At 50.5% G+C, this 23,668-nt stretch carries 29 protein-coding genes; 11 read left to right on the top strand and 18 right to left on the bottom strand.

Going from position 1 to position 23,668, the window contains the following annotated elements; all coding sequences use genetic code 11:
- Positions 1-88: 88 nt before the first annotated feature.
- The 5 genes from KI810_RS05515 to KI810_RS05495 form a co-directional block, all read right to left on the bottom strand.
- Positions 89-2,362: a PAS domain S-box protein gene (locus KI810_RS05515; protein ID WP_214174449.1), complete on the bottom strand. Its 2,274-nt coding sequence runs from the start codon at positions 2,360-2,362 to the stop codon at positions 89-91.
- 284 nt (positions 2,363-2,646) lie between these two features.
- Positions 2,647-3,861 carry an IS256 family transposase gene (locus KI810_RS05510; protein ID WP_214174448.1) on the bottom strand — a complete coding sequence of 405 codons (1,215 nt, stop codon included), beginning with the start codon at positions 3,859-3,861 and terminating at the stop codon, positions 2,647-2,649.
- A 249-nt stretch (positions 3,862-4,110) separates the two neighbouring features.
- Complete coding sequence (locus tag KI810_RS05505; RefSeq protein ID WP_246525158.1) at positions 4,111-4,524, bottom strand: monooxygenase; 414 nt, start codon at positions 4,522-4,524, stop codon at positions 4,111-4,113.
- A 61-nt stretch (positions 4,525-4,585) separates the two neighbouring features.
- On the bottom strand, positions 4,586-5,323 hold the full coding sequence (locus tag KI810_RS05500) for an SDR family oxidoreductase (protein ID WP_214174447.1): 738 nt from the start codon (positions 5,321-5,323) through the stop codon (positions 4,586-4,588).
- A gap of 15 nt (positions 5,324-5,338) precedes the next feature.
- The gene (locus tag KI810_RS05495) at positions 5,339-5,767 is read right to left on the bottom strand and encodes a MarR family winged helix-turn-helix transcriptional regulator (protein ID WP_214174446.1); all 429 of its coding nucleotides are present in this window, start codon (positions 5,765-5,767) and stop codon (positions 5,339-5,341) included.
- A gap of 233 nt (positions 5,768-6,000) precedes the next feature.
- On the opposite strand from KI810_RS05495, the gene KI810_RS05490 reads away from it, so the two are divergent.
- Positions 6,001-6,306 carry a helix-turn-helix transcriptional regulator gene (locus tag KI810_RS05490; RefSeq protein WP_214174445.1) on the top strand — a complete coding sequence of 102 codons (306 nt, stop codon included), beginning with the start codon at positions 6,001-6,003 and terminating at the stop codon, positions 6,304-6,306.
- On the opposite strand, the gene KI810_RS05485 is transcribed toward KI810_RS05490, so the two are convergent.
- Positions 6,244-6,474 carry a hypothetical protein gene (locus tag KI810_RS05485; protein ID WP_214174444.1) on the bottom strand — a complete coding sequence of 77 codons (231 nt, stop codon included), beginning with the start codon at positions 6,472-6,474 and terminating at the stop codon, positions 6,244-6,246. The two genes, KI810_RS05490 and KI810_RS05485, sit on opposite strands and share 63 nt — an antisense overlap.
- A 357-nt stretch (positions 6,475-6,831) precedes the next feature.
- Between KI810_RS05485 and KI810_RS05480 the strand changes: the two genes are divergently transcribed.
- Entirely contained in the window at positions 6,832-8,358 is a 1,527-nt protein-coding gene (locus KI810_RS05480; protein WP_214174443.1) for a Fic family protein, read from the top strand.
- 115 nt (positions 8,359-8,473) lie between these two features.
- Complete coding sequence (locus KI810_RS05475) at positions 8,474-8,812, top strand: helix-turn-helix transcriptional regulator (RefSeq protein ID WP_214174442.1); 339 nt, start codon at positions 8,474-8,476, stop codon at positions 8,810-8,812.
- 57 nt (positions 8,813-8,869) lie between these two features.
- On the opposite strand, the gene KI810_RS17285 is transcribed toward KI810_RS05475, so the two are convergent.
- The 9 genes from KI810_RS17285 to KI810_RS05430 all read right to left on the bottom strand — a co-directional run bounded on the left by KI810_RS17285 (position 8,870) and on the right by KI810_RS05430 (position 16,895).
- Positions 8,870-9,355, bottom strand: a complete 486-nt coding sequence (locus KI810_RS17285; protein ID WP_214174441.1) for a helix-turn-helix domain-containing protein — start codon at positions 9,353-9,355, stop codon at positions 8,870-8,872.
- 105 nt (positions 9,356-9,460) lie between these two features.
- Positions 9,461-10,111 (bottom strand): cation efflux transmembrane domain-containing protein, encoded by a 651-nt coding sequence (locus tag KI810_RS05465; RefSeq protein WP_214174440.1) that lies wholly within the window; start codon positions 10,109-10,111, stop codon positions 9,461-9,463.
- A gap of 164 nt (positions 10,112-10,275) precedes the next feature.
- Positions 10,276-10,803, bottom strand: coding sequence for a superoxide dismutase family protein (gene sodC / locus KI810_RS05460; protein WP_214174439.1), 528 nt, complete (start codon positions 10,801-10,803; stop codon positions 10,276-10,278).
- Between the two features lie 30 nt (positions 10,804-10,833).
- Complete coding sequence (locus KI810_RS05455; protein ID WP_214174438.1) at positions 10,834-11,274, bottom strand: DUF4149 domain-containing protein; 441 nt, start codon at positions 11,272-11,274, stop codon at positions 10,834-10,836.
- 37 nt (positions 11,275-11,311) lie between these two features.
- Positions 11,312-12,802 (bottom strand): FAD-dependent oxidoreductase, encoded by a 1,491-nt coding sequence (locus tag KI810_RS05450; RefSeq protein WP_214174437.1) that lies wholly within the window; start codon positions 12,800-12,802, stop codon positions 11,312-11,314.
- A 75-nt stretch (positions 12,803-12,877) separates the two neighbouring features.
- Positions 12,878-13,378, bottom strand: a complete 501-nt coding sequence (locus tag KI810_RS05445; protein ID WP_214174436.1) for a rubrerythrin family protein — start codon at positions 13,376-13,378, stop codon at positions 12,878-12,880.
- Positions 13,379-13,485: 107 nt separating this feature from the next.
- On the bottom strand, positions 13,486-15,696 hold the full coding sequence (katG, locus tag KI810_RS05440; protein WP_214174435.1) for a catalase/peroxidase HPI: 2,211 nt from the start codon (positions 15,694-15,696) through the stop codon (positions 13,486-13,488).
- 56 nt (positions 15,697-15,752) lie between these two features.
- Positions 15,753-16,256, bottom strand: coding sequence for a ferritin-like domain-containing protein (locus tag KI810_RS05435; protein WP_214174434.1), 504 nt, complete (start codon positions 16,254-16,256; stop codon positions 15,753-15,755).
- 189 nt (positions 16,257-16,445) lie between these two features.
- The gene (locus KI810_RS05430; protein WP_214174433.1) at positions 16,446-16,895 is read right to left on the bottom strand and encodes a Fur family transcriptional regulator; all 450 of its coding nucleotides are present in this window, start codon (positions 16,893-16,895) and stop codon (positions 16,446-16,448) included.
- A 234-nt stretch (positions 16,896-17,129) separates the two neighbouring features.
- Between KI810_RS05430 and KI810_RS05425 the strand changes: the two genes are divergently transcribed.
- Positions 17,130-17,468 (top strand): helix-turn-helix transcriptional regulator, encoded by a 339-nt coding sequence (locus KI810_RS05425; RefSeq protein WP_214174432.1) that lies wholly within the window; start codon positions 17,130-17,132, stop codon positions 17,466-17,468.
- A gap of 57 nt (positions 17,469-17,525) precedes the next feature.
- Here KI810_RS05425 and KI810_RS05420 read toward each other — a convergent pair whose 3' ends face one another.
- Both KI810_RS05420 and KI810_RS05415 read right to left on the bottom strand, forming a co-directional pair.
- Positions 17,526-18,011 (bottom strand): helix-turn-helix domain-containing protein, encoded by a 486-nt coding sequence (locus tag KI810_RS05420; protein ID WP_214174431.1) that lies wholly within the window; start codon positions 18,009-18,011, stop codon positions 17,526-17,528.
- 194 nt (positions 18,012-18,205) lie between these two features.
- Positions 18,206-18,850, bottom strand: coding sequence for a DUF6448 family protein (locus KI810_RS05415; RefSeq protein ID WP_214174430.1), 645 nt, complete (start codon positions 18,848-18,850; stop codon positions 18,206-18,208).
- Positions 18,851-18,963: 113 nt separating this feature from the next.
- On the opposite strand from KI810_RS05415, the gene KI810_RS05410 reads away from it, so the two are divergent.
- The 7 genes from KI810_RS05410 (at position 18,964) to KI810_RS05380 (ending at position 22,876) form a co-directional block, all read left to right on the top strand.
- On the top strand, positions 18,964-19,299 hold the full coding sequence (locus KI810_RS05410; protein ID WP_214174429.1) for a hypothetical protein: 336 nt from the start codon (positions 18,964-18,966) through the stop codon (positions 19,297-19,299).
- 309 nt (positions 19,300-19,608) lie between these two features.
- On the top strand, positions 19,609-20,466 hold the full coding sequence (gene htpX / locus KI810_RS05405) for a zinc metalloprotease HtpX (protein WP_214174428.1): 858 nt from the start codon (positions 19,609-19,611) through the stop codon (positions 20,464-20,466).
- 29 nt (positions 20,467-20,495) lie between these two features.
- The gene (locus KI810_RS05400; protein ID WP_214174427.1) at positions 20,496-21,059 is read left to right on the top strand and encodes a formylmethanofuran dehydrogenase subunit E family protein; all 564 of its coding nucleotides are present in this window, start codon (positions 20,496-20,498) and stop codon (positions 21,057-21,059) included.
- A 52-nt stretch (positions 21,060-21,111) separates the two neighbouring features.
- Positions 21,112-21,336 (top strand): ribbon-helix-helix protein, CopG family, encoded by a 225-nt coding sequence (locus KI810_RS05395; protein ID WP_214174426.1) that lies wholly within the window; start codon positions 21,112-21,114, stop codon positions 21,334-21,336.
- Between the two features lie 63 nt (positions 21,337-21,399).
- Positions 21,400-21,699: a TFIIB-type zinc ribbon-containing protein gene (locus KI810_RS05390; protein WP_214174425.1), complete on the top strand. Its 300-nt coding sequence runs from the start codon at positions 21,400-21,402 to the stop codon at positions 21,697-21,699.
- Between the two features lie 15 nt (positions 21,700-21,714).
- Complete coding sequence (locus KI810_RS05385; protein ID WP_214174424.1) at positions 21,715-21,894, top strand: PGPGW domain-containing protein; 180 nt, start codon at positions 21,715-21,717, stop codon at positions 21,892-21,894.
- 43 nt (positions 21,895-21,937) lie between these two features.
- On the top strand, positions 21,938-22,876 hold the full coding sequence (locus tag KI810_RS05380; RefSeq protein WP_214174423.1) for a TerC family protein: 939 nt from the start codon (positions 21,938-21,940) through the stop codon (positions 22,874-22,876).
- A gap of 430 nt (positions 22,877-23,306) precedes the next feature.
- On the opposite strand, the gene KI810_RS05375 is transcribed toward KI810_RS05380, so the two are convergent.
- Positions 23,307-23,591 carry a hypothetical protein gene (locus KI810_RS05375; RefSeq protein WP_214174422.1) on the bottom strand — a complete coding sequence of 95 codons (285 nt, stop codon included), beginning with the start codon at positions 23,589-23,591 and terminating at the stop codon, positions 23,307-23,309.
- Positions 23,592-23,668: the final 77 nt, after the last annotated feature.

Here is a 23,668-nt window from a genome sequence, read left to right as displayed (position 1 = left end):
TGGGACCTGTGCAGTCTTTTGTGTAAACGGAATATCGGTTGTTTGTATGGCGGAATTCTGTTTTAAAAAAAAGTCACTTTTTCTACTTCTAAGTATGTTTCGGCACTGCATGGCCAACTGCATCTCTTATAACATTCTGCAACAAGTTAAAGTTGTATGGCTTACTTATTAAACCAGCGATATCATCTCTGGATATTCTGGAGGTTATATCAGCGTCGCCAAAACCGCTGGAAATAACGATAGGGAGTACGGCGTTAAGACGCTTCAGCTCAAGGAATAAATTGTAACCATCCATTACTGGCATTCCCATGTCTGTCATCACCAAGATAATATCATAGGCGTTTTGTTGATAAATGTGCAGAGCTTCCTTGCCATTTCTGGCTTCAATGACCTCAAATCCCAATTCCATCAACATAGCTTTAGCAACTTGCATAATCGGTTCTTCATCTTCCACCAGCAGAATAGTGCCACTCCCACGCCATTGTTCAGCTTGTTTAATCAAAGACGGAGCTTCATGAAAAGCAGAGTCACTGTTCAGTAATGGAAGGTACACTTTGAAGGTAGTTCCTTTTCCAACCTGGCTGAAAAGTTGTAAATTTCCGCCTTGAGTTGTAACAATGCCAAGTATTGCGGACATTCCCAAACCACGCCCAGTAAACTTTGTTGTATAAAAGGGTTCAAAGATTCGATTATATGTTTCATCACTCATGCCACTACCATTATCAGTCACTTCCAGGCAGGCATACCAGCCTGGAGGTATCAACTTGCCGAGATAATCTTTTATTGAATGCCCCGTTTTTATTTTTGTCTTAGCAAGCGATACTTGAACTACACCCTGAGCATCGCCAATGGCTTCTGCTGCATTAATGATCAGATTCATGGCAACCTGCCTGATTTGGCTGGCGTCAGCTTGAATAGCAGGTATATCGGTGTCAATGGTCGATTGTATTTCAATATTCTGTTTGATGGTCGATCTCAGCATATTAACCATCTCATTGACCAGTTCACCAATATTCACTTGTGCTTGGACAAATTGTGCCTTTCCAGCATAAGCCAACATTTGTCGGCATAGTTCAGCCGCACGGGTGGCTGCTTTTTCAATTTCTGGAACGTGATCTCTTGCTTTTTCATAATCCATCTCTATTAGTGAACAGTGACCCATTATAATAGCAAGTATATTGTTAAAATCATGAGCAATTCCACCAGAAAGCACCCCAAGGCTTTCAAGCTTTTGTGCCTGTTGGAATTGTTGTTCAAGTATCAGCTTTTCCTCTTCAGCCCTTTTACGGTCGGTTATGTCGCTGTTTATCTCCATAATCGCAACAGGTACATTGCTTTTGTCACGTTGCAGTGCCCATCGACTTAAAACAGTGATCAAGGAGCCATCACGCTTGGTTTGTGTCAGCTCACCTTCCCAAAAGTTATTGATCAGTAGAAAGTTATTAATTTCATCAATAGGAAGTGGGAATTGGGTCTGCAATAAATCATGTGTTGTAATCTTCCCTACTACCTCTTCCGCTTCCCAGCCATATTGAATAACGGCTCCCTTGTTCCAGAAGGTAATAATATTATCCATTGTTCGGACAAGGATGCTTTCATGCGTAAGGTTCAGTAGATCCGCCTGTTCACGGAGCACAACTTCCGTTCTTTTACGCTCGGTGATGTCTTGCATTATGATAACGCAGTTAATGAGCCGACCGTCTGCATTGGTCACAGGTGCCACACTCCGCTCTTCCATGTAGGTCGTGCCATTCTTGCGCCTCACAACCAGATCACCGTGCCAGACTTCCCGTTTCAAAACAGTGCTCCAGATATTATTGTAGAAGGCTTCATTCTGTTTTTCACTGTCGAGCAGCCGATAGTTCTTGCCAACAATTTCCATAGAGGTATAGCCTGTCATGGTGCAGAAGGCAGGGTTAACCCACAGGAGAACCCCTTGAACGTCAGTAAGGGCTATGCCGTTGGTGGCGGACTCCATTGCGGCGACTTGCAGGCGCTGGAGTGACTGCAAATTCCACTTCCTTCCGATGAAAATAATTACTACCGATGTACCAGCGAAAAAGATCCCTGCGGAGGTAATGCCAACCCAATCGAACAGGTTCAGCGCCCCCCCCAAGACAGGATTCAGGATAAAATGTACACACAGTATGGACGCGACGGCCGCTAACAGTCCCGGACCTATGCCCCCAAATTCTGCCGCTACTACCACCATTGGCCAAAAAGCCAGATAAGGCCGGGGGGCCAGCAATTGAGGTATGCCCATGCACAGCAGGACACACGCTCCCACCAACCCGAGGGCAACCATGTAGCGACTAAAGTGTCTGAAGATCAAACGATAGGTGTGTGGGCTGGCCATTGGCATGCATTCCATTCTTTGTGCAAAGTGATTAGGGGTAACGATTAGTTTCTTTTTTTCTGGTTGTCAAGAGGTCCACCATTTACAAATTAAAAAACCTACGCACGGGAAAGCCGCAACGCCCGTTTATAACGGCCTAAATAAGAATAATTGTTGACAGAGGTATTTGTCTGTCTGTGCAATAGTGTTGCCACTTGGGACCTCTTCTGGAACAGAATTGTCGAAGGAACTATATAGTTATTCCAGCAAACTACTATCACAAATCTGGAAAAAAGTGGGCGTCCAATATTCTAATGATGTGGCATCCTCTCTTCAAATATGATGCTGAACTGATTCATTGCTGATTTCCAGTCTCTGATGGGCATTGTCCACTTTTTTGCGATGTTACTCAGAGCCAAGTAGAGAAGCTTGAACATGGCTTCGTCACTGGGAAAATGTCCCCGATTCTTCGTGACCTTACGGAGCGACATATTCAGCGATTCGATGGTGTTGGTCGTGTAGATTGCTTTGCGAATATCTATAGGGAAGGAAAACAATGGAATGATTCGCTCCCAGTTGATTCGCCAAGATTTTGCTATTGACGGATGGCTGGCATCCCATTTGGTGGCAAAGGCTTCAAGGTTCCTCTCTGCGAATTCTACAGTCGTTGCTTGGTAAATAGTTTTGAGGTCATCAGCCACTTCCTTCCGTTGTTTCCATGAAACGTAACTCAGGCTGTGGCGGACCATATGGACGATGCAAAGTTGAATCTGGGTTTTGGGAAATATTGCCTCTATTGCTTCTGGAAAACCCTTGAGTCCGTCCACGCAGGCGATGAAAATATCTTTGACTCCCCGGTTCTTCAGTTCCGTGACAACCTGAAGCCAGAACTTGGCACCCTCGTTTTCGGCAGTCCACATGCCGAGAACTTCTTTGATGCCATCCATGTTGACGGCAATGGCTAGATAGACCGCCTTGTTGATGACTCTGCTGTCATGGCGCACCTTTATCCGGACGGCATCAAGATAAACGATGGGATAAACCTCATCCAGCGGACGGTTCTGCCAGAGCAGCACTTCTTCGCTGATTGCATCTGTCACTTGGGAGATCAGGGTGGGTGATACATCTACCCCGTATATTTCCTGTAGATGCCCTTGGATGTCGCGAGTGGTCATGCCACGGGCGTACATGGAAATAATCTTGTCGTTAAAGCCGGTAAAGCGCGTTTCGCCTTTGGGAAGAATGAGCGGTTCAAATGTTGAATTGCGGTCACGTGGAGTGATAACTTCAAGGTTGCCAAAATCCCCAGTAATGGTTTTCTTGTAGCAGCCATTACGGGAGTTGCCAGAGTTTTTGCCTTGTGGGGCATGTTTCTCGTAACCAAGATGCTCGGTCAATTCGGCTCGCATCGCCCGTTCCAACAGTCTCTTGGTCAGTTGTTTCAGAAGCCCGTTCTCGCCAATTAGGTCTTCGGGTTTCTTGTAGTCCTTCATCAAGACATCGAGCAATTCGTCTGTGGTAGCCATCGGTCGGTCCCTCCTTGGGGTTGGTTTTACCGAATTTTGGCATTTACACAAACGAGTTTACAGGTCCGGTCCGTGGGAATTACCACCCCATCCATTTCTGCATTTACCTTTTTCCCACCGGGAAACGTGATTTTCATCTCCATAATGATCACTCCAAAATTCTGTTAGAACGCAAAATTACCGATAACTACCGCGTATAACCTCCCCATGAAACATCATGCTCAGATACTAAAAGCTCTTAAGCATGTATTATCGTGCTCTTAACGTACCCTTTGTGATTTCTGTGAGAGGAGCGTTTACATCAAATACCTTGGCATTCACCTGATTGATGCCAAACATCTTCAGCCGTGCAGAGTGTTTGTTGATATATGCCTGTGCTGATTTTTCATCCTCGAACAGATAAATCCCACCAGCTTCCTGTGCTTTTTCATTTTCGGTCCAGATTTTCCAGATGAAACCAGGCTCCTGCGTGATTGACTTTGCTAAATCTGTCATGGCAGCAGTCATATCTTTTCCAAATGGCCCTTTGTAAGAAAAGTCGAATTGAACCAGAATTGGTCCTCGCTTTGCCACAGTCTCAGCAGCCTGTGCCTGGAGTGACACCGCTGTAACTACGAACATAACCATCAAAGAAACAGTAAACTTATTAAGTATTGTTTTCATGTGTATCTCCTTAAATTTAGGGATAAGTTTTTAGAAACTGTCAGGTCGATTCATTTTCACCTTATGCGGGAACATACTTCGCAAATTCTTTTTCGACTTGCTTTGGACTTGCCAGCAACATGGTATGCACCTCTTGGGACATCGGATCGGGGAAGATGTCTTCGACACAATTTTCTAGCCCCTCAAGAGAAACTAAGGCTACCAGTTCCGGCGATGCTTTTGGCATCTCAACACCATCTGCCATTTTGGTATCTACAGGGCCAGGGTAGATGCCTCTAACCGAAATATTTTTTGACGCCAACTCTCCACGCAGACCCTGAATCAATGAGTGCAGAGCTGCTTTGGAAACGCAGTAAGTTCCCATCACCGGCATACTTACAAGGCCAAGGAGCGAACAGACAATGGCGATAGAACCACCGCCATTGTTTTCGATGACCGGAGCAAATGCCAGGCACATATTAAGCGTGCCAAAGAAGTTTGCTTCCAGTTCATCTCTTGCAGCCGCCTTACCATCAGGTGCCATTAGCCACGAACCTCGATTAACTCCTGCATTGTTGATAAGAACATTTACATCACTACACATTTTGGCAACTTGCTCAACCTTTACTTCATCAGTAATATCAAGCTCAATAACCACAACCCTTTCCGGGTCAAGTTGCTTCAGATGGTTGCCGGAATCCGCGTTGCGAACGGTTGCATAAACTTTTGACACTTCTCTCTGGAGCAGTTGAGCTACAAAGGCAGTTCCAATACCGCCATTACCACCAGTCACTAATGCTATTTTCCCTTTTAGTTGCACATTTATCTCCTTTCGTTATGCTTCGATGTTTTTTTGGATTTTATTAAGTAATGAGAACAGTAATGCTTTCTCGTCGCTTGAAATGTTATTCCCGGCGTCCTCGTTCATACGTGCTGCTACAGGCAGTATTTCATCGCGAAGCGCTCGACCTTTATCCGTAATAGAAATAATAAAAGAGCGGCGGTCGGACGCAGACCCATCACGCCTGACAAGCCCAGTTTCCACCAACTTGTCCAGAAGCCGTGTAGTAGTTGGCCCGTCTTTGAATGTACGCTCTGCAAGTTCACGCTGAGTTATTGCGTCCTGTTCCGCCAGGCAACCTAGCAGCGTCCACTGCTCCGGGGTCAGCCCAAATGGCTTGAGGCGGCGCATCATTTCAGTTCGGAGCTTAAGAGCGGTCTTGTAGACGGTAAAGCCAATAGATTCGTTCATTGCCAGTTGCATTTTGATTTCCTTTACAGAAACATTAGATGTCCCAATATTAGTTGTCAAGACAATTATTGTTAGGACATATTTTGCTTTTGAGAAGCTTTTTGCTTGAGGGGATGACCACAAGGATAGAAGGCAGAACCAAAGTGACTGCTCGGATGTATGCGGTTGACGCAATCACCACAATGTGGATACTATCGTAGTCAATAAACTTTGTAATAACTACGATAGTATTCATTTGGTGTTTTATGGCCTCGCCTGTGAACCGCACATATCTCCGTCAGACTCGGGATGCCGCTGAGCTGTTGGGCAAACTCATCCGGCTTGGAAGGAAAGAGCGCAAGATGACCGAGGAAGAACTGTCCGGAAGGGCGGGGATTTCCAGAAGGACCTTGCAGAAGATCGAGCGGGGTGATCCGATGTGTGAGATCGACCTGGTGTTCGAAGTTGCCAATATCGTTGGAGTGAGGCTTTTCAATGACGATGAGAGTTCAATCCGTTATACCTTCGGCAGGCACATCGACGATAAACTGGCACTGCTTATCTGCACCTAAGAACTTATTGCCGGTAGGCATCAAATACCCTTGATGGCCAAAACCATGAATACTGATCGGGGTATTCAGAGCTTCTAAATCAACTGCACTGGCTGGTGCGGTACTGACAACCATCAGCGTACAAAACACGAGAATTGTTGTTGCCCCCATTGAATTGAACTTTTTCATGCAACCTCCTTCAATGGTTGAAAACACATAGTTATTCGTTGAGTAATCGACATCAAGGACAGTCAACTTGAGTTTTTATATTGAATATCAAGAGCTCCCCAGACATCGACGTCTGCTGTCAGCAATGCATTACGTGTTGAGTGCCACAACATCGTGGACAGAAAAATGTGCCAGCACATCGTAGACAAAGTTCTCTGACAATCGAATATCCTCGCCCCTTCACCTGCATCGAGGCATGATTGTCAACTCTCAATGTTCCAACAACTGCTGCGCCTGTTTAGTGCCACTATTTCCTTGTCATCGCAACAATAATCTTGTAATGCTCGACCATAATAATAGTGTAACAGCAAGGTAACCATGAAGACCAGTCCGGCCCAACAACATCTGGCAGATGCCCTGACTGTCCTGAAAAGACTGCAGGACAACGGGAAGAGTGTCATCAAGTCAACTGAACTCAAGAGGGTTCAGTTGTCCTCGCTTGTTAAGAACGGCTTCCTGAAACAGATCCTCAAGGGTTGGTATATGCCGTCCCGCCCGGATGAATCGGAAGGTGACAGCACCCCTTGGTTTGCCGCCATGCGTGAGTTTATCGCCGGATACTGCTCGGAACGGTTCGGTGATAACTGGCATGTATCGCCCGACCTCTCTCTGACCATTCATGCCGGCAGCACGCTGTTGCCGAAACAGGTCACGGTTCACTCCGCCTTGGCAAAGAACGGAACCCTCTCTTTGCCCAACGGTTGCAGTCTCTTTGACTACAAAGTTTCGGAATCCATGGCTGCCGACAAAGTGACGTTGATAGGGAATCTCCGTGTTCTCGTGCCTGAAACTGCACTGATCAAGGCCCCGCCCTCCTTTTACCGGAACCATTCCCGTGATGCGCAGATTGTGCTGTCCGGGGTCAGGGATGTATCCACTCTTCTGCGGGAACTTCTGGTGGGGGGGCATAGCACCATTGCTGGTAGGCTTGTCGGCGCGCTGCGGGCTGTGGGGCGAACGGAACATGCTGATCAGATACTGGCAACCATGCGTTCTGCCGGTTACATGGTTACGGAGTCTAATCCGTTCGCGGAACTTCTGCCAATGAGTTTGCTGACGCGCAACGACTCCCGCCATGCCCTACGGATACGTCTGATGTGGCATGAGATGCGCCAGTCGGTTCTTGAACTGTTTCCGCAGGAACCGGGTATTCCTGCTGATGTCGATCACTTCATGTCATTCATTGAAGAGCAGTATCAACTGGATGCCTACCACTCTCTCTCCATAGAAGGATACCGGGTAACCGATGAACTGATCAGGCGTGTATCCCGTGGTGACTGGAATCCGGAAAAGAGCCGGGAGGATTCCGAGTCACGCAATGCCATGGCTGCCCGCGGTTACTGGCTGGCCCACAATGAAGTGATGGCCACGATCCGAAGGATTTTTTCAGGCACGAACCCGGGCACGGCATTCCGTTCAGACCATGCCGGTTGGTATCGCAGTCTGTTTTCGCCCAGTGTGGATGCCGGCATTCTGTCAGCTGTCGACCTGGCGGGATACCGCAACGCACAGGTGTATATCCGTAACGCTGCCCATGTGCCCCCCTCGAAGGAGGCCGTGCGTGAGATGATGCCGGAGTTATGTGATCTGCTCGAAGCGGAGCCATCTTCGGCTGTCAGAGGTGTACTGGGCCACTTCATCTTTGTCTATATTCACCCCTATATGGATGGCAACGGCAGGATCGGCCGTTTTCTGATGAATGCCATGCTTGCTTCGGGCGGTTTCAGTTGGACCATCATTCCGGTGGAACGGCGCCGGGAATATATGGAAGCCCTGGATGCTGCTTCATATGGTGGGGATATACGACAATTTGCCGCTTTCGTCCGTTCATGCCGTGTTGGTTAAGCTAACGTGCTCCCCATGAATCTGTAAACGGGTAGCATTAACTCTTCACCATGAAGGATACTATCGTATACTTAAAGACATTCTATGATTAAGATAATACCCATTTTGTGATTTTATGGCCTCTCCCGTAAACCGCACATATCTCCGTCAAACCCAGGATGCAGTTGAACTGCTGGGCAAGCTCATCCGGCTTGGAAGGAAAGAGCGCAAGATGACCGAGGAAGAACTGTCCGGACGGGCGGGGATTTCCAGAAGGACCTTACAGAAGATTGAGCGTGGTGATCCGAAGTGTAAGATCGGCCTTGTGTTCGAGGTTGCCAACATAGTCGGAGTGAAGCTTTTCAGCGACGAGGAGAATTCGACCCGCTACACCTTCGGCAGACACATTGACGATAAGCTGGCCTTGCTACCCAAGCGGGTTCATAGGCCGGTAAATGTCAATGACGATTTCTGATCGTGGCTTGTACTGGGAGTGAAGGCAATGAATGTTTCCCTCTTCCGGAGAAAATAATCACGTTTCTTTCTCCGGCATAAGGAAAGTTTTCTGGTTTTCAAGGAACATCTCTATTTTCTCCTGGTTTTTTCTAAATGGTATCCTTGTTCCGCTCAACCACTCCTGTAGTTGATCAGGATGTCGCTGCATCTGCTGTCCCAGTTCATTTAGAGTGAGGCCATTCACTCTTCTATACCATGCAAGCCGTCCAATAGCATCATCTGGACAGTCGAACGGAACGTACCCTAGAAATTCGATTATTTTGGGGTTATACTGCAGCTCAGGTTCGGTGCCATGTTCCCAGTTCCAGATAGAGGATTCGGTGACTCCGATGATCTCCGCGACTTCTCTCTGGAGGAGGCCGAGGTCTATTCGTTTCTTGCGGATGTGTTCGCCGACTGTGATGGGAAATTCAGGATAGCCGGGAAGAGGTTGTTTTTCGAGAGGAATTTGAATTGAGAACGAGTGCCGTTTTGGGTCAGAATAGTAGAGAAAGGTGCACACATCCCTGGATTTGCACGTAAACACCGAAATAACAGGCTGTTACACTTCGACGGAGTGTTAAGCTTTCCAACATTACTGTTCCGAATTTCCTGCCAGTTATTCAATCTATACCCTGCAGCAGCCACAAGAATCATTCAACCCCTTCGCCTTATCAAAGGATTCCCGTCCTTCTTTCCATGCAAACCAGGCGATAAGCAGCGCACCAATCGCATCCAGATAGCCAAGACCGGTTAACTCAAAACCAACACTGGCCACCAACAAAACAACTGACAAGTAGACGCAGGCCCGGGAACAGGCAGCATCCGCCAGAATCGCGGAAGAGTTAAGAGCTTTGCCTACCTTTGTCTTGTAATGGATCAGGAGCCACATGAAGGAAATTGATAGCAGGGATATGACAATTCCCCAGAATGTCGTATCCGGCTTGTGCTGCTGATAGATATTCATAATGGCCATGACAACCAAGCCAGCGGTTAAAACGTAAAACGAACCACCGGTGATCCTGAGTGCTCTCTGTTCAAATGCATCCTTGGTCTCGCCGTTGTTTGCCCTGATCCGACGAATCATGTGCCAGACACCTATCGCCGAGATGACCTCGATGAACGAATCAACTCCGAAGCCGAAGAGAGCCAGGGTCTCATCAGAGGCCCCGGCCCAAACAGATACAATGCCTTCGACCAGATTGTAGTAAATCGTCAAAATGGCCAGAAGATGTGCTCTGGTGTAAAGCTTGCGTTGTTCAGCAGTATCAATTCCCATAATCTACAGTATCCCATTTCCTAGAAAGCATCAAATAGATCCTGAGTCTATATACATCAAGATCACGGCCAACAACAAGCCTGCTGAAAATCGTTTACAACAAAAAGAGCCCTTGATTAACAGGGCTCTTTTCATGAATGCGGTATGTTATCTGTACTGGAATGTTACGGGGCAATGACCCCGCAGGCGACACGGGCACCGCCGCCGCCAAGTTTCTGGGGATGGTCCGAATGGTTGTCGCCACCGGCGTGGATCATCAGTGAGTGCCCCTTCAGGTCAGAAAGTTTAAGCCGTGGCGCCAGCACTGGATACATTGCAGTGCCGTCCTGGGTCACAAATATGGCCGGCAGATCACCGAGGTGGCCATTGCCATAGGGCCCTTCATGCACCCCTGTCTTTGCCGGGTCGTAATGGCCGCCGGCCGCCAGCGCCGGTACCATTTTGCCATCCTGTTCCTTCGGTGAACAATCGGGATTCTGGTGGAGGTGGAACCCGTGAATGCCAGGGGCCAAACCCTTCAGGTCTGGTGTCAGGAGGACACCATAGGGTGTTTGGGATACTGTAATGGTGCCGACGGAATTACCGGGACCATCCGCAGTAGCAATGTTCATGGTTACTTTGAGTGTTCCTTCCGCGTACGCCATGCCAGTGAAGAACAGTAAACCGATGAGTAAGAGAATTGTATTTTTCATGGAAGACTCCTTTTCAAGACGTTAAAGATATTACAGCATTATTATCAGGGCAATCCCACCACCGATCACGGCAAGATTACCGGCTTGTGAAATGGCGTGGAGTTTTCTGAACTGTTGGCGCAGTGGATGATCAGCTGGAGTGGTGACAAATGAGGGGATATCCTTTTTGAGGGATGCAGCCTTGGGCTCAATCACAAAGGTATGCAACGCGGTGATTATCAACATAGCCACAAGTATTACCAGCGAGGTCTTGGGAAACCTAACACGCGCCAGCGCCAGGCATATCAGTGCAACGATTCCGCAGACCAGCCCCCAACGAAAGTACCCAGGGAAAAGGGCACCGACAATGGCACCTGCCATATCCCGGTCATAGCTCTTGAATATAATCGGGGTGAGGATGAAAGTGAACAGTGCGGCGCCACCCACCCAGAAGGCAATTACAAGGCGATAGATAATTGAAAGATAGTGCATGGAATCCCTTTCAGAATAATATCAGTTGTTCAGTCGTTCATGCCATGAGTGAGATCCCGGCGCGAATTTCCCTGGCGTCACTGGTTCCTGACAGAAGTTCTGCACAGGATATGTTTTTCTCAATCAGCTTTTTCAGTTTAGGGGCGATGGATGTGTCACCAAAAAGGATTGCTCCCACCAGATGCGAATCACGGAAGATAAACTGCTGGTAATGATCGCCTTCCTCCTCAAAAGTCAGGTAGCTGGCATCGTCAGGGTGAACCGTACCGATGCTGAAGAGATCAACTCCCAGAACCTTGATGCTATTGGAGCGGGGAATGCCGGCAAATATGGCCTCCCCGCCGGCAGCGTTCATGCCGGCAATCGTTCCCTGGAACTGGGACGGGGCCCAGGTGCCGTAAACCGTGCCTAAATGTTCCGCCAGATCGCCCGCAGCGAATATGTCCGGATCGGAGGTGCGCAGATGCTGATTTACAACCACCCCGCAGTTGACGTCGAGGCCGGCCATACGGGCAAGGTAGCTGTTGCTGCGCACTCCGGCGGCAATTATCACCAGATCTGCAGGGATTGATTCCCCTGATTCAAGCAGAACGCTCCGCACATGCGCATCACCTTTCAGCTCTTTTATCCGGGCGCCACAAATCAGGGTGATACCGAGCGCAATGGCCAGCTCAGCCAGACGCTCCCCGGCTGCCCGGTTGAGCTGGCGCGGCAGGAGCCAGTCAAACCCTTCCACCAGCGTAACCTGCACCTTGCGGCGGGCCAGTGCCGCTGCGGCCTCCAGTCCAAGTCCGCCGCCGCCGATAATCACACAGCTGGCATTGGCCCGGCTATGCCTCAGGATCGTCTCGGCATCACGGCAGGTGCGGAGTGTGACCACATTGTTCAGGTCTGCGCCCGGAATGGGCGGAATGCTGGGGTGAGCGCCCATGGCTAGGACAAGCTTGTCGTAGCAAAGATCGGCATGTCGCTTGAGCGTAACAATTCTGGCTGAGCGATCAATGGCAGTCACTTCGGCATCGCTTAAAATGGTGATCCGTTGCTCGGTATACCAGGATTCTGGATGGACAGGGAGGTCACTGACAGTGATCTCCCCCGCCAGATAACGGGTCAAATTGAGGCGGTAATAGGGAAGATCGTTCTCCTGGCAGATCAGGGTGATGGACGCTTCGGGCGATGCGCTGCGGGCGGCTTCAGCAGCCGAGAGACCGGCGATGCCGCCGCCGATGATAACAATGGCACCCGATATGACATAGTTCGCGCTACGCTTCTCCAGTTCTTCAACCGGCTCAAACTGGTCCGGGCCAACCCCGCAGACCGGACAGCATTCGGGAGGGGCTACACCATCGTGGACGTAGTCGCAGTTGATGCAGCGCCATTTAGAGGGCACAGCCTTTACAGGAGTTGGTGCGGGAGCTGATGGTTCGAAGAGGTCCGGCGTTGCGCCACAAACCGGACAGCAGTCCGGCGGGGTATTCCCTTCATGGATATAACCGCAAACCGTGCAGCACCAGCGTGTATCTGCCATAAAATCCTCCTGAATAGACGGCCACTGTCGGATTGACAGTGGCCGGGTGATTCATCAATTCTGATTGGTTACGGATCAGTTAATCAGGGTGAAACGTTCTTTAGGTACGCCACAGACCTGGCATTTGTCCGGAGCCCCGTCATAAACCGTATTGCCGCAGACTTCACAGACATAGACAGGTCGTGCAGTCAGGTCACCGCCACTGTTAACGGCAGCGGCAGCCTTCTGGTACAGGTCGTGGTGGATTTCCTCAACAGCCAGGGCGTTGCGGAACGAAATCTCCGCCATCTTATCCCCCTCTTTCTGTGCTTCTTCCAGATAAGGTGGATACATCTGCTGGAATTCGAATCCTTCACCTTCTATCGCTTCCACCAGGTTTTCGGCGGTCTTCTTGATTCCACCCATAGCTCGCAGATGGGCATGGGCGTGGATGGTTTCGGCATGGGCGGCTGCCCGGAACAGTTTGGCTACCTGTGGGAAGCCGTCTACCTCGGCCTGTTTGGCAAATGCAAGATATTTGCGGTTGGCCTGACTTTCACCGGCAAAGGCTCCGGCGAGATTCTCTTTTGTGGACACTGGTGCTACCTCCTGGTTTTAGATTGGGTGATCTAAAGAGCACCCGGGATAATTGTGTGAAACATCCTTCAGCACTACGGTTTACCTGTTTTAGCCTCTCAGCCGGATCAGGCGAGGTCAAATCGGTCAAGGTTCATTACTTTGTTCCACGCCGCTACAAAGTCGTGCAGGAACTTTTCCTGGGAGTCCTGACAACCGTAGACTTCCGCGACGGCCCGGAGTTGGGAGTTCGAACCAAAGACAAGGTCGACACGGGTGCCGGTCCACCTGAGTTCACCGCTTGCGCGATCACGCCCCTCGAACAGGTCTTTGTCTTCCGGGGTTGGTTTCCACATCGTGCCCATGTCAAGCAGATTGACGAAGAAATCATTGGTGAGCGTCTCGGGACGCTTGGTGAAGACGCCGTGTTGTGTCTGTCCGAAATTGGCATTCAAAACGCGCATGCCGCCAACGAGAACCGTCATTTCGGGAGCTGTCAACGTCAGCAACTGCGCCCGATCAACCAGCAGTTCCTCTGCAGATACGGAGTATCTGGCTTTGAGGTAGTTTCTGAAGCCGTCGGCAACCGGTTCAAGCACCGAAAAGGACTCTACGTCGGTTTGCTCCTGAGTGGCATCCGTGCGTCCCGGTGTAAAGGGAACTGTCACGTCGTGACCGGCACTTCTGGCAGCTTGCTCGATACCTACGCAGCCCCCTAGGACAATCAGGTCAGCGAGGGAAACCCTCTTGCCGTCGGGTTGAGTGGTGTTGAATGCTTTCTGGATTCCCTCAAGGGTTTGCAGCACCGTCTGCAATTGTGCCGGCTGGTTGACCGTCCAATCCTTCTGCGGGGCGAGACGGATGCGCGCCCCGTTGGCCCCGCCGCGCTTATCAGAACCACGGAACGTGGACGCAGACGCCCAGGCCGTCGTAACCAGTTGAGAGACAGACAGCCCCGAAGCGAGAATCTTGCCCTTGAGGTCTGCTATGTCATTCTCGTCGATCAGTTTGTGATCAACTGAGGGCACCGGGTCTTGCCAGATGAGTTCCTCCGCAGGCACTTCTGCGCCGAGATAGCGCGAGCGCGGGCCCATGTCGCGGTGGGTCAGCTTGAACCACGCCCGGGCGAAGGCATCCGCGAATTTATCGGGGTTCTGCAGGTAATTCCGTGCGATCGGCTCGTAGATCGGATCGAAACGCAACGAGAGGTCAGCCGTGGTCATCATCGGCCGGCGCTTCTTTGTCGGGTCGTGCGCGTCAACCACCATATCCTCATCTGCCACGTCCTTGGCCAGCCACTGATTCGCGCCGGCCGGGCTCTTGACCAGTTCCCACTCGTATTTGAACAGCACCTTCAGATAGCCCATGTCCCAGGTGGTCGGGTTTGGCTTCCAGGCACCCTCGATGCCGCTGCTGATGGTATCGCCACCTTTGCCGCTGCCGAAGCTGCTCCGCCAGCCGAGCCCCTGTTCCTCTATAGGAGCGGCTTCAGGCTCAGGCCCCACATGGGTCGCCGGTCCGGCTCCGTGGCATTTGCCGAAGGTGTGCCCGCCGGCGACGAGCGCGACGGTCTCTTCGTCGTTCATGGCCATGCGGGCAAAGGTCTCGCGCACGTCGATGCCAGACAAAACAGGATCCGGGTTGCCGTCTGGCCCTTCCGGATTGACGTAGATCAACCCCATCTGCACGGCGGCAAGGGGATTTTCGAGATCGCGGTCGCCGCTGTAACGGCTCTTGGGCTTGTCGCTCGTAGCCAGCCATTCCTCTTCAGCCCCCCAGTAGACGTCCTCTTCCGGCTCCCAGATATCCTCGCGACCGCCGCCGAAACCGAAGGTCTTGAAGCCCATCGACTCCAGGGCGCAGTTGCCGGCGAGGATCAACAGGTCGGCCCAGGAGATTTGCCGGCCGTATTTCTGCTTGATCGGCCAGAGCAGACGACGTGCCTTGTCCAGGTTGACGTTGTCGGGCCAGCTGTTGAGCGGCGCAAAGCGCTGGTTGCCGGACCCGGCGCCGCCGCGGCCGTCACCCAGGCGATAGGTGCCGGCGCTGTGCCAGGCCATCCGGATGAAGAGCCCGCCGTAGTGACCCCAGTCAGCGGGCCACCACTCCTGCGAGTCGGTCATCAGCGCATAGAGGTCCTTTTTCAGCGGCTCCAGATCGAGCTTCTTGAATTCCTCTGCGTAGTTGAAAGTCTCGCCCATCGGGTTGGATAGGGTGGAATGCTGGTGCAGAATTTTAAGCTTTAACTGATTCGGCCACCAGTCCCGGTTTGATGTGCCTCTGCCGGTCATGGGTATGGCCGTTTTTCCCGTTACCGGGCATTTACTTTCTTCACTCATCTCTGCTCTCCTTTCCTTTGTGCTATTATGAATCGATTTATGAGATCCGTTGCCGCCTATTCCTTCATCGCCCTGACCAGCAGATCGTAATCCTCCAGCAGCGACTGAAGATCCTCTTCATGTTCGACTTCCTGTTGCAGGATGGTCAACACCATGTTGTATGTGACCGGGTCCTTGTCTCTGGTGATATCCATTAACCGTTTGTAAACGCCAATGGCGCACTGTTCCCCTTTGATGTTCTGCTCCAGCAGCACCTTGACAAACGGGTCGTCAGGGGCATCGTAGCCGCAGTTTGTGTGCTTGTACCATTCTTCAGGCTTGGTGACTGGCGCTCCACCCAGTTGGATGATGCGCATGGCCACCATGTCAGCATGTGCCAGTTCCTCGGTGGCATGCTGTAACAGTTCTGCCCCCACGGCATCTTTCATTGGTCCTTTTACCAGCTTGGCTCCCAACCAGTACTGGTAATAGGCCAGCCATTCGTCACTGTATGCGCTGCGTAACAGCCCAAGCAATTCATTCACATCCATACCGATAATTTCACGTCCCTTCGATCCCATGTTCTTCTCCTTTTTGAAAATATAGTTTTAGCTTTTCCTGCTATCCGGGCATGCCGGATAGTGTTTACGTGGAATTAAGCATTGTGCCGCAATATATTACTCAACCAATCAAGAATCATTCCTGCTTAATGCGCAAAAAAAATGGTGAGCGAAATGGTTTCTTGCCCTGGAATGCGTTTTGATACGAGGCTATTGAGCACATTTGCTGCACACGCCGTAATATTCAAAACGCACGTCATGCACCTTGAAGCCAGTTAGTTTCTCAACTATTTCAGGGGGGATCATGGCAGTATCGGTGAAATCCTCAATCCGCCCGCAACGGGTACAGATCAGATTGAGGTGATTGCTTGTATCCATATCATATCGATTATCCATAGCTTCAAACTCCAACTCCCTGACCAGCTTGAGAGATTTAAGTAGAGACAGGGTGGAGTAAACAGTAGAGAGGCTGATTTTAGGGTGTTTTTCCCGTGCCGCCCGATAGATGGTCATGGCAGAGGGATGACAATTGTCAAGGGTCAAGATGTCGACAATAGTCCGCCGCTGGGGAGTCAGTTTCATTCCCCGTTCTTTCAGCCCCTTAACAATCGCTTTTTTGAACTGTTCCCGTTTGATAATAACACCCCAGTCAATAATCATTCCTGATTAGGAGGAATGGTACTACACCTTCTATAAATGTCAACACGATTGGCAAAATATTTACGCAAATACAAATAGTCATCCACTCTTGGGGTGGACGAACATGGTGGGAGGCAGTTAGCAGAGCGAAAGTGACCGCTCGGATGTAATCCGGTTGACGCAATCGCCACAATATGGCTATTATCGTAATCAATAATTGGCCTTATGGCTACGATAATAAGCAAAATGTGATTTATGGCATCTCCTATGAACCGCACATATCTCCGTCAGACCCTGGATGCAGTTGAACTGCTGGGCAAACTCATCCGACTTGGCAGGAAAGAGCGTAAGATGACCGAGGAGGACCTGTCGGGACGCGCCGGCATTTCCAGAAGGACCTTGCAGAAAATCGAGCGTGGCGACCCGAAGTGTGAGATCGGTCTGGTGTTCGAGGTCGCCAACATTGTCGGAGTGAAGTTTTTTAGCGACGAAGCTAATTCGATCCGCTACACCTTCGGGAGGCACATTGACGATAAACTGGCCTTGCTGCCCAAGCGGGTACGCAAAGCGGTTAAAGTCAATGATGATTTTTGACGGCAAGTTGTGCCGGAGGTGAAGGAATTGATTGCTTCCCTTTACGAGAGAAGATAATCATAGTTTTATCTCTGGCAGAAGGAAGATTTTCTGGTTTTCCAGAAACAGCTCGATCTTCTCTCGGTTCTTCGTAAATGGGTTATGTCTTCCACTCAACCAGTCTGATAACTGCTCCGGATCACGCCCCATCGCTTCACCCAGATGATCCAGGTTCATCCCCATCGCTCTCTTGTACCACGCAAGCCGCCCCACTGTGTCATCCGGGCAGTCGAACGGAATATAACCTAGAAATTTGATAATTCTTGGATTATATTGCAGTTCTGGTTCGGTGCCATGTTCCCAGTTCCAGATTGAGGATTCGGTGACGCCGATGATCTCTGCTACTTCTCTCTGGAGGAGGCCAAGATCCATTCGTTTCTTACGGATGTGTTCGCCGACTGTGATAGGGAATTCGGGATAACCGGGAAGCTGCTGTTTTTCGAGAGGAATTTGAATTGAGAACGAGTGCCGTTTTAAGTGGGTATAGTAGAGAAAGGTTAACACACCCCTGGATTTGCACGTAAACACCGAAATAACAGGCTGTTACACTTCGACGGAGTGTTAAGCTTTCCAATATCGGACGCACCTCTCCGGACCATATCTATATTTATATCGAAGTCCCGATCTCCTAGTACCTTAATCTGGCCTATACACAAAGACAGAAAGGGGCTCAGTGATGAGCCCCTTTCGTCTACCTGTCAGTGTTTGTCTGCGCCATGCCCGGCATGGTCACCATGCTGCTTGGTATGTTCCTTATGCTCACCATGAGCGCCTTTTCCGATGGCATCCATGTGAAGTTTTTCCACGTAATGCGTGAACTCCACATACGCCTCAACGAACTCTCGCCCCTGAGCAACGCTTTCATCCTTGTGCTTGTAGGTGGCAGCGGTTCTCTCGTAGCGTTTCTTTATGCCCGCTGTAATATCATCTGTTACCAGCTTTACCAGTGCATCAGCTGAGCCGCTTGCCAGTGCATTGTCTGCTTCGGCCACCGCAGGTTCCACGGTACCGGCCGGCTTTAATCCCGTGTAGGGAGCGCCTTCACCGGCCCGATGGATCTTCACCAGAGTAGCGAAGAACTTGTTGTGGGCAGCTTCTGCGTTCGCCCCTTTTGCTGACAGTGCCTTCTGAAACGCAGCTTTGACCGCTTTTTCATCTTTCGCTTTCACCCATTTGAGTACCGGGGTGATGTCTTTCGCCTCCAACGCCTTATGGGCATCCTGGATAACAGGGCCATCAAGCGTGTCGCAATGGGCTGCTGCATTATTGGGGATTGCGAAGGTAAGCGCCACTGCCGCGGCGATTCCTGTTAATGTGATTTTTGCTATCTGTATCGTTTTCATCGAAATGCCTCCTATAAATATGGTTGTTGATAAGCCGTTACGGTGAATTTCTCATTCTGAAACCGGAAAGGCTATCGGGGAGGCTTGTAGATCCTTCTGGAATAACCGTCACGTTGCCTGCTGCTGAAATGCAAGGTAAGTTTACCGGTCACGGCAGGAGTTACAAGGGACTGGAAGAATGGGAGGACGTAAGGGGTGTCAAGTTCACAGCAGCGAACATCAAGCTGGTGGTCGTCGTTCGTTCCCTGATCAGTGCCGTTATCTGCATCATGACAACCGCCACCAGCCGCATGGGTCGTTTCAGCCCCCAGCAATTCCAGGGTATGGGCATGAACAGCGGCAGGCATAATCAGAATTACCATCAGCGTCAAGATGGCAACATTCTTTATGGCCTTACGAAGTATTCTCATGATTACATGGATATCATACGTTTCGTCGCAATACTTTGACCTGCATCAAGATAATTACTTCATGTCCGAGTGGCATATCGCCTCTTTATCAAAGCTGTTTATCAAAGCACTTGACATTTGAGTCGCCAATCATTACGTTAAGATCAACGTAAAGGGGAGTAGTTATCGGCCACCCGAAAAGGCCGACCCGGATTCCGTCAATACGGTCGAAAGACCCGGAACCGGGGCAGACACCTGCCAACAAGACCTTTATCCAGGCATCCATGCCGGGGGTAAAGGTCTTTTTTATTACCCCCGGCGATAAAAAAGCCAAGATTTTATTGGCAGCATCGTCGGAGGTAATGAACAATGAACAGACTCAAGACAACCCTTCTTCTCTCCCTGCTGACTGTCATGATGGTGATGATGGGCAGCGCCATCGGCGGCAAGACCGGCATGGTCTTCGCCTTCTTCATGGCAGCCGCCATGAACTTCTTCTCCTACTGGTTTTCCGACAAGATCGTCCTCAGGATGTACGGGGCGCAGGAAATCGGCGAGCACGACCATCCCGCCTTTTACGGAATGGTCCGACGGTTGGCGCAACGTGCCGGCCTGCCGATGCCCAAGGTCTATATCATCCCCGACCAGAGCCCCAACGCCTTCGCAACCGGCCGCAACCCGCAGCATGCGGCAGTCGCTGCCACGGAGGGGATACTACGCATTCTCTCGCCGGAGGAACTGGAAGGTGTTATGGCCCACGAACTGGCCCATGTGCAAAACCGGGACATCCTGGTTGGTACCATTGCCGCCACCTTTGCCGGCGCCATCTCCATGATCGGCAATATGCTCCAGTGGGGAGCCATGCTTGGCGCTGGGCGAAGTGATGACGAGGAAGGGGGCGGCGGGCTGATCGGTTCCCTTGTGATGGCTATTGTCGCCCCCATTGCCGCCATGCTGATTCAGATGGCTGTCTCGCGATCCCGGGAATACCTGGCTGACGAGACCGGGGCCAGAATCTGTGGCAGACCGCTGGCCCTTGCTAATGCCCTGCGCAAGCTGCATAACGCTTCGCAGATGATCCCGATGCAGGCGGCTCAACCAGCTACGGCTCACATGTTCATCGTCAACCCACTCACTGGCGGTTCACTGATGTCGCTCTTCTCGACGCACCCGCCGATGGAAGAGCGCATATCCAGGCTGGAAAACTTGGCAACCGGTTTGCGGTAATCGCCACAATCTAATCACGGAGGTATTGTATGAATCTTAAGATCGTTCCCTGTGTAGCATTTGCCGGTGTTATGGCCTTGGCGGTCATGGGCACCAACTCGTATGCCGGTGATGGAAACCCACCCCCGGCGCTTTACAGCCAACTGGAGGCATTCCACGGGCATGTTTGTGCCGGGACCATATTTGGGGCACGTCTCGGTCTGGCAGCAAAAGATGCGCTGAAAGAAGCAGGGGGGACCGGCAGATTCACCGCTAGATACTATGAACTCTCCTGTCCGGTGGACGGCATTCATGTGGCAGCGGGCACCACCTACTGCAACAAGGCCTTGACGGTACAGGAGCAGGATGAGCACCGACTGGTGTTGACCGCGTCGGGAAACAAGCGAGCAGTAGAGGCCCGCCTTACAAAGAAGGCCGAAGAGTTGGGCCTTAAAAGTCGTGATATCGGGGAAAAAGCCAAAGCATTGGCTATCGGTTCTCCGGAGCGGCTGAATCTGGAACGGGAGATCGAGGATATCTATGCCTGGCTGAAAAATGCTCCGACTAGCGAGGTGGTGAACGTTACTCACCTGAGCGGTACTAAAGCAAGCTGATGACAGTATGACAATATCAAAACATTAACCTGAAACGAAAGGAGCAGAGGCCATGCAGCATCACCAGAAACAGTATCGCGGCGAAACGAAACAGAAGGCGAAGCGGCATAGGGATGAAAGCGCATTGACCAACGTAGTCTCCCTGCGCATCAGCGATCAGGAAAAGCGCGAGTTGGAGAAAATTACAAAATCAAGCGCCAGAAACATCTCGGAAATAGTCAGGGAAGCCCTTGAATTATGGATAGCGAAGCGGAAGAGGTTGTGTCTCGACGTTTAACAATCGTATTTGTACGGACTCACTTGAACACGAATAGCACTAAACAAAAAGGAGGAACAACACATGAAATGTCCCGTCTGCACATCCGTCAACCTGGTTATGTCCGATCGTCAGGGAGTTGAGATCGATTACTGCCCCGAATGCCGCGGCGTCTGGCTCGACCGCGGAGAGCTCGACAAGATTATCGAACGTTCGGCCTCCCGGGAGACCGTCAGCACGCCTCCCCCTCCGCAGTATTTGAATCAACCCGGCTATCCTCAACAGCAGCCGCACTATGACAAAAAACATGCTCCAGATTATCACAATGGACATGGTCACAAGCCCTACCGGAAAAAGTCATTCCTTGAGGAGTTGTTCGATTAACCGGCAGGCTGAATATTGAATCACATTATCATCCATACGGTAAAACAGGCCAAACGGCTGACCATAACCGTGATCGGCTTCACGATTCTGGCGATAGGAATAGCCATGGTCGTGCTGGCAGGACCGGCTGTCGTCGTGATCCCGATCGGACTTGCACTGCTTGCCACTGATTCTTCTGGGCGAAAATGCGTCTGATGGCGGTAAAGAATCGCATTGACAACATGAGAAAAGGGAACTGATGTCAGAGCAAATGATACTGTGGAGTGTGTTCGGACTGCTGGTGACCGTCATGCTGGTCATCGATCTCGGTCTGAACCGTAGCAGCCATGAGATCTCCTTTCGGGAAGCGCTTACATGGACCATAATCTGGATTTCGCTGGCGCTGATCTTCAATGCCGGTATCTACTATTTTCAGGGGCAGGCCAGGGCACTGGAGTTCTTCACCGGATATGTTATTGAAAAATCGCTCTCGGTGGACAACCTGTTTGTCTTTATCTTGATCTTTACCTACTTCCATGTGCCACGACTCTACCAGCCGAAGATTCTGAAGTGGGGCATCATCGGCGCACTTGTGATGAGGGCGCTTTTCATATGGCTGGGGATCGAACTGCTGGAGGCATTCCACTGGATGATCTACGTCTTCGGTGCGATCCTGATCGTGACCGGCATCAAGATGGCGTTCGGCGGAGATGAGAAAATCGAACCGGAGAAAAACCCGGTGGTCAGGTTGATCAGACGGTTCGTCCCCATCACGAAACGGGTGCAGGGAGATCGGCTGTTTATCTCCAAAAGAGGCGTTCGGGCTGCTACGCCACTCTTTCTGGCTCTGGTGATGGTCGAGTCAAGCGACGTGATCTTTGCCCTGGATTCCATACCGGCCGTATTTGCCGTCACCAGAGATCCTTTTATCGTCTATACCTCAAATGTCTTTGCCATTATGGGACTCAGGGCGCTTTACTTCCTCCTCTCCAATGTCATGGGCATGTTCGTCTATCTGAAGCTGGGGATATCGTGTGTCCTGGCATTCGTCGGGGTCAAGATGCTCCTGGTTGATACCCGATTCGAGATACCGGTGCTTTTTTCACTCGGGGTCATCTTTGGTGTGCTGGCGATTTCCATAATCACCTCGATAGTAGTTGGCAACAAGCGGCACAGAATCTCCGATAAATCGGATTGACTATAGGCAAAACTGCAACAAAAAATGTCTGGTCGCCACTCGGGTATCTTCATATGCATTACTAATCAATGTTGTTCTGCTTTACTGGTAAATTATAGGCGTCACTGTCCTGTCAAGGACGCATCTTACGTTGTCGTACCAAGGCCTGTGAAGCGCCAGCTCGTATTCACTTGTGTATGGCAATTGGTTTGGTATATGGTATAAACTATGAATTCATTTGGAGAGATAATTTCAAAAAGGAGATATTTGCTACCGTTGCTGGTGACGGTATCGCTTTTTTTTATTTCCCAAGGAATAGTTCTCCCGTATCTGGTCAGTCCACAGGAAGCACGGCTTTCCAAACCGCAAGAAGTTAAACCGCTTTCCTGTATCATCAGCAAGGCACAGCTGAAATCCTCACAATGCAGGATAGTAAAAGTTGTCCCGTATGTTACGCTTCAGAGCAAAGTCGAAATAACAAATCAGCAACCATCGTACCGTTCAGCTTTAAGTCAGCAATACCACGTTGTTGGCCTGTCAATAGATTCATCTGTTCCCGCCAGAGCTCCACCTGCCTAACCTCTTTCAATAATCTGCTGCTGAAATCTCCGTTGTACTGCCAACTCGCGATTTTCTCACTACTCGCGCACTCGAATTCATCGAGGTGATGCGGGCGGTTATTCGCGTTTTGAGCATTACCTGCAACGGAAACTACTGTTGTCAGGCTCACTCCCATGCTGCGTTGTACGAGCGTCAATAAGGTGTTTGCCCAAGTATCGATACTTCAAATGTGTATTGAGAACAACAGGTTAT

Origin of the sequence: Geomobilimonas luticola, assembly GCF_018476905.1 — a bacterium.
GTDB classification, from domain to species: domain Bacteria; phylum Desulfobacterota; class Desulfuromonadia; order Geobacterales; family Geobacteraceae; genus Geomobilimonas; species Geomobilimonas luticola.
The sequence above is the reverse complement of the archived record's forward strand: the minus strand, read 5'-3'. Positions and strand labels throughout refer to the sequence as shown.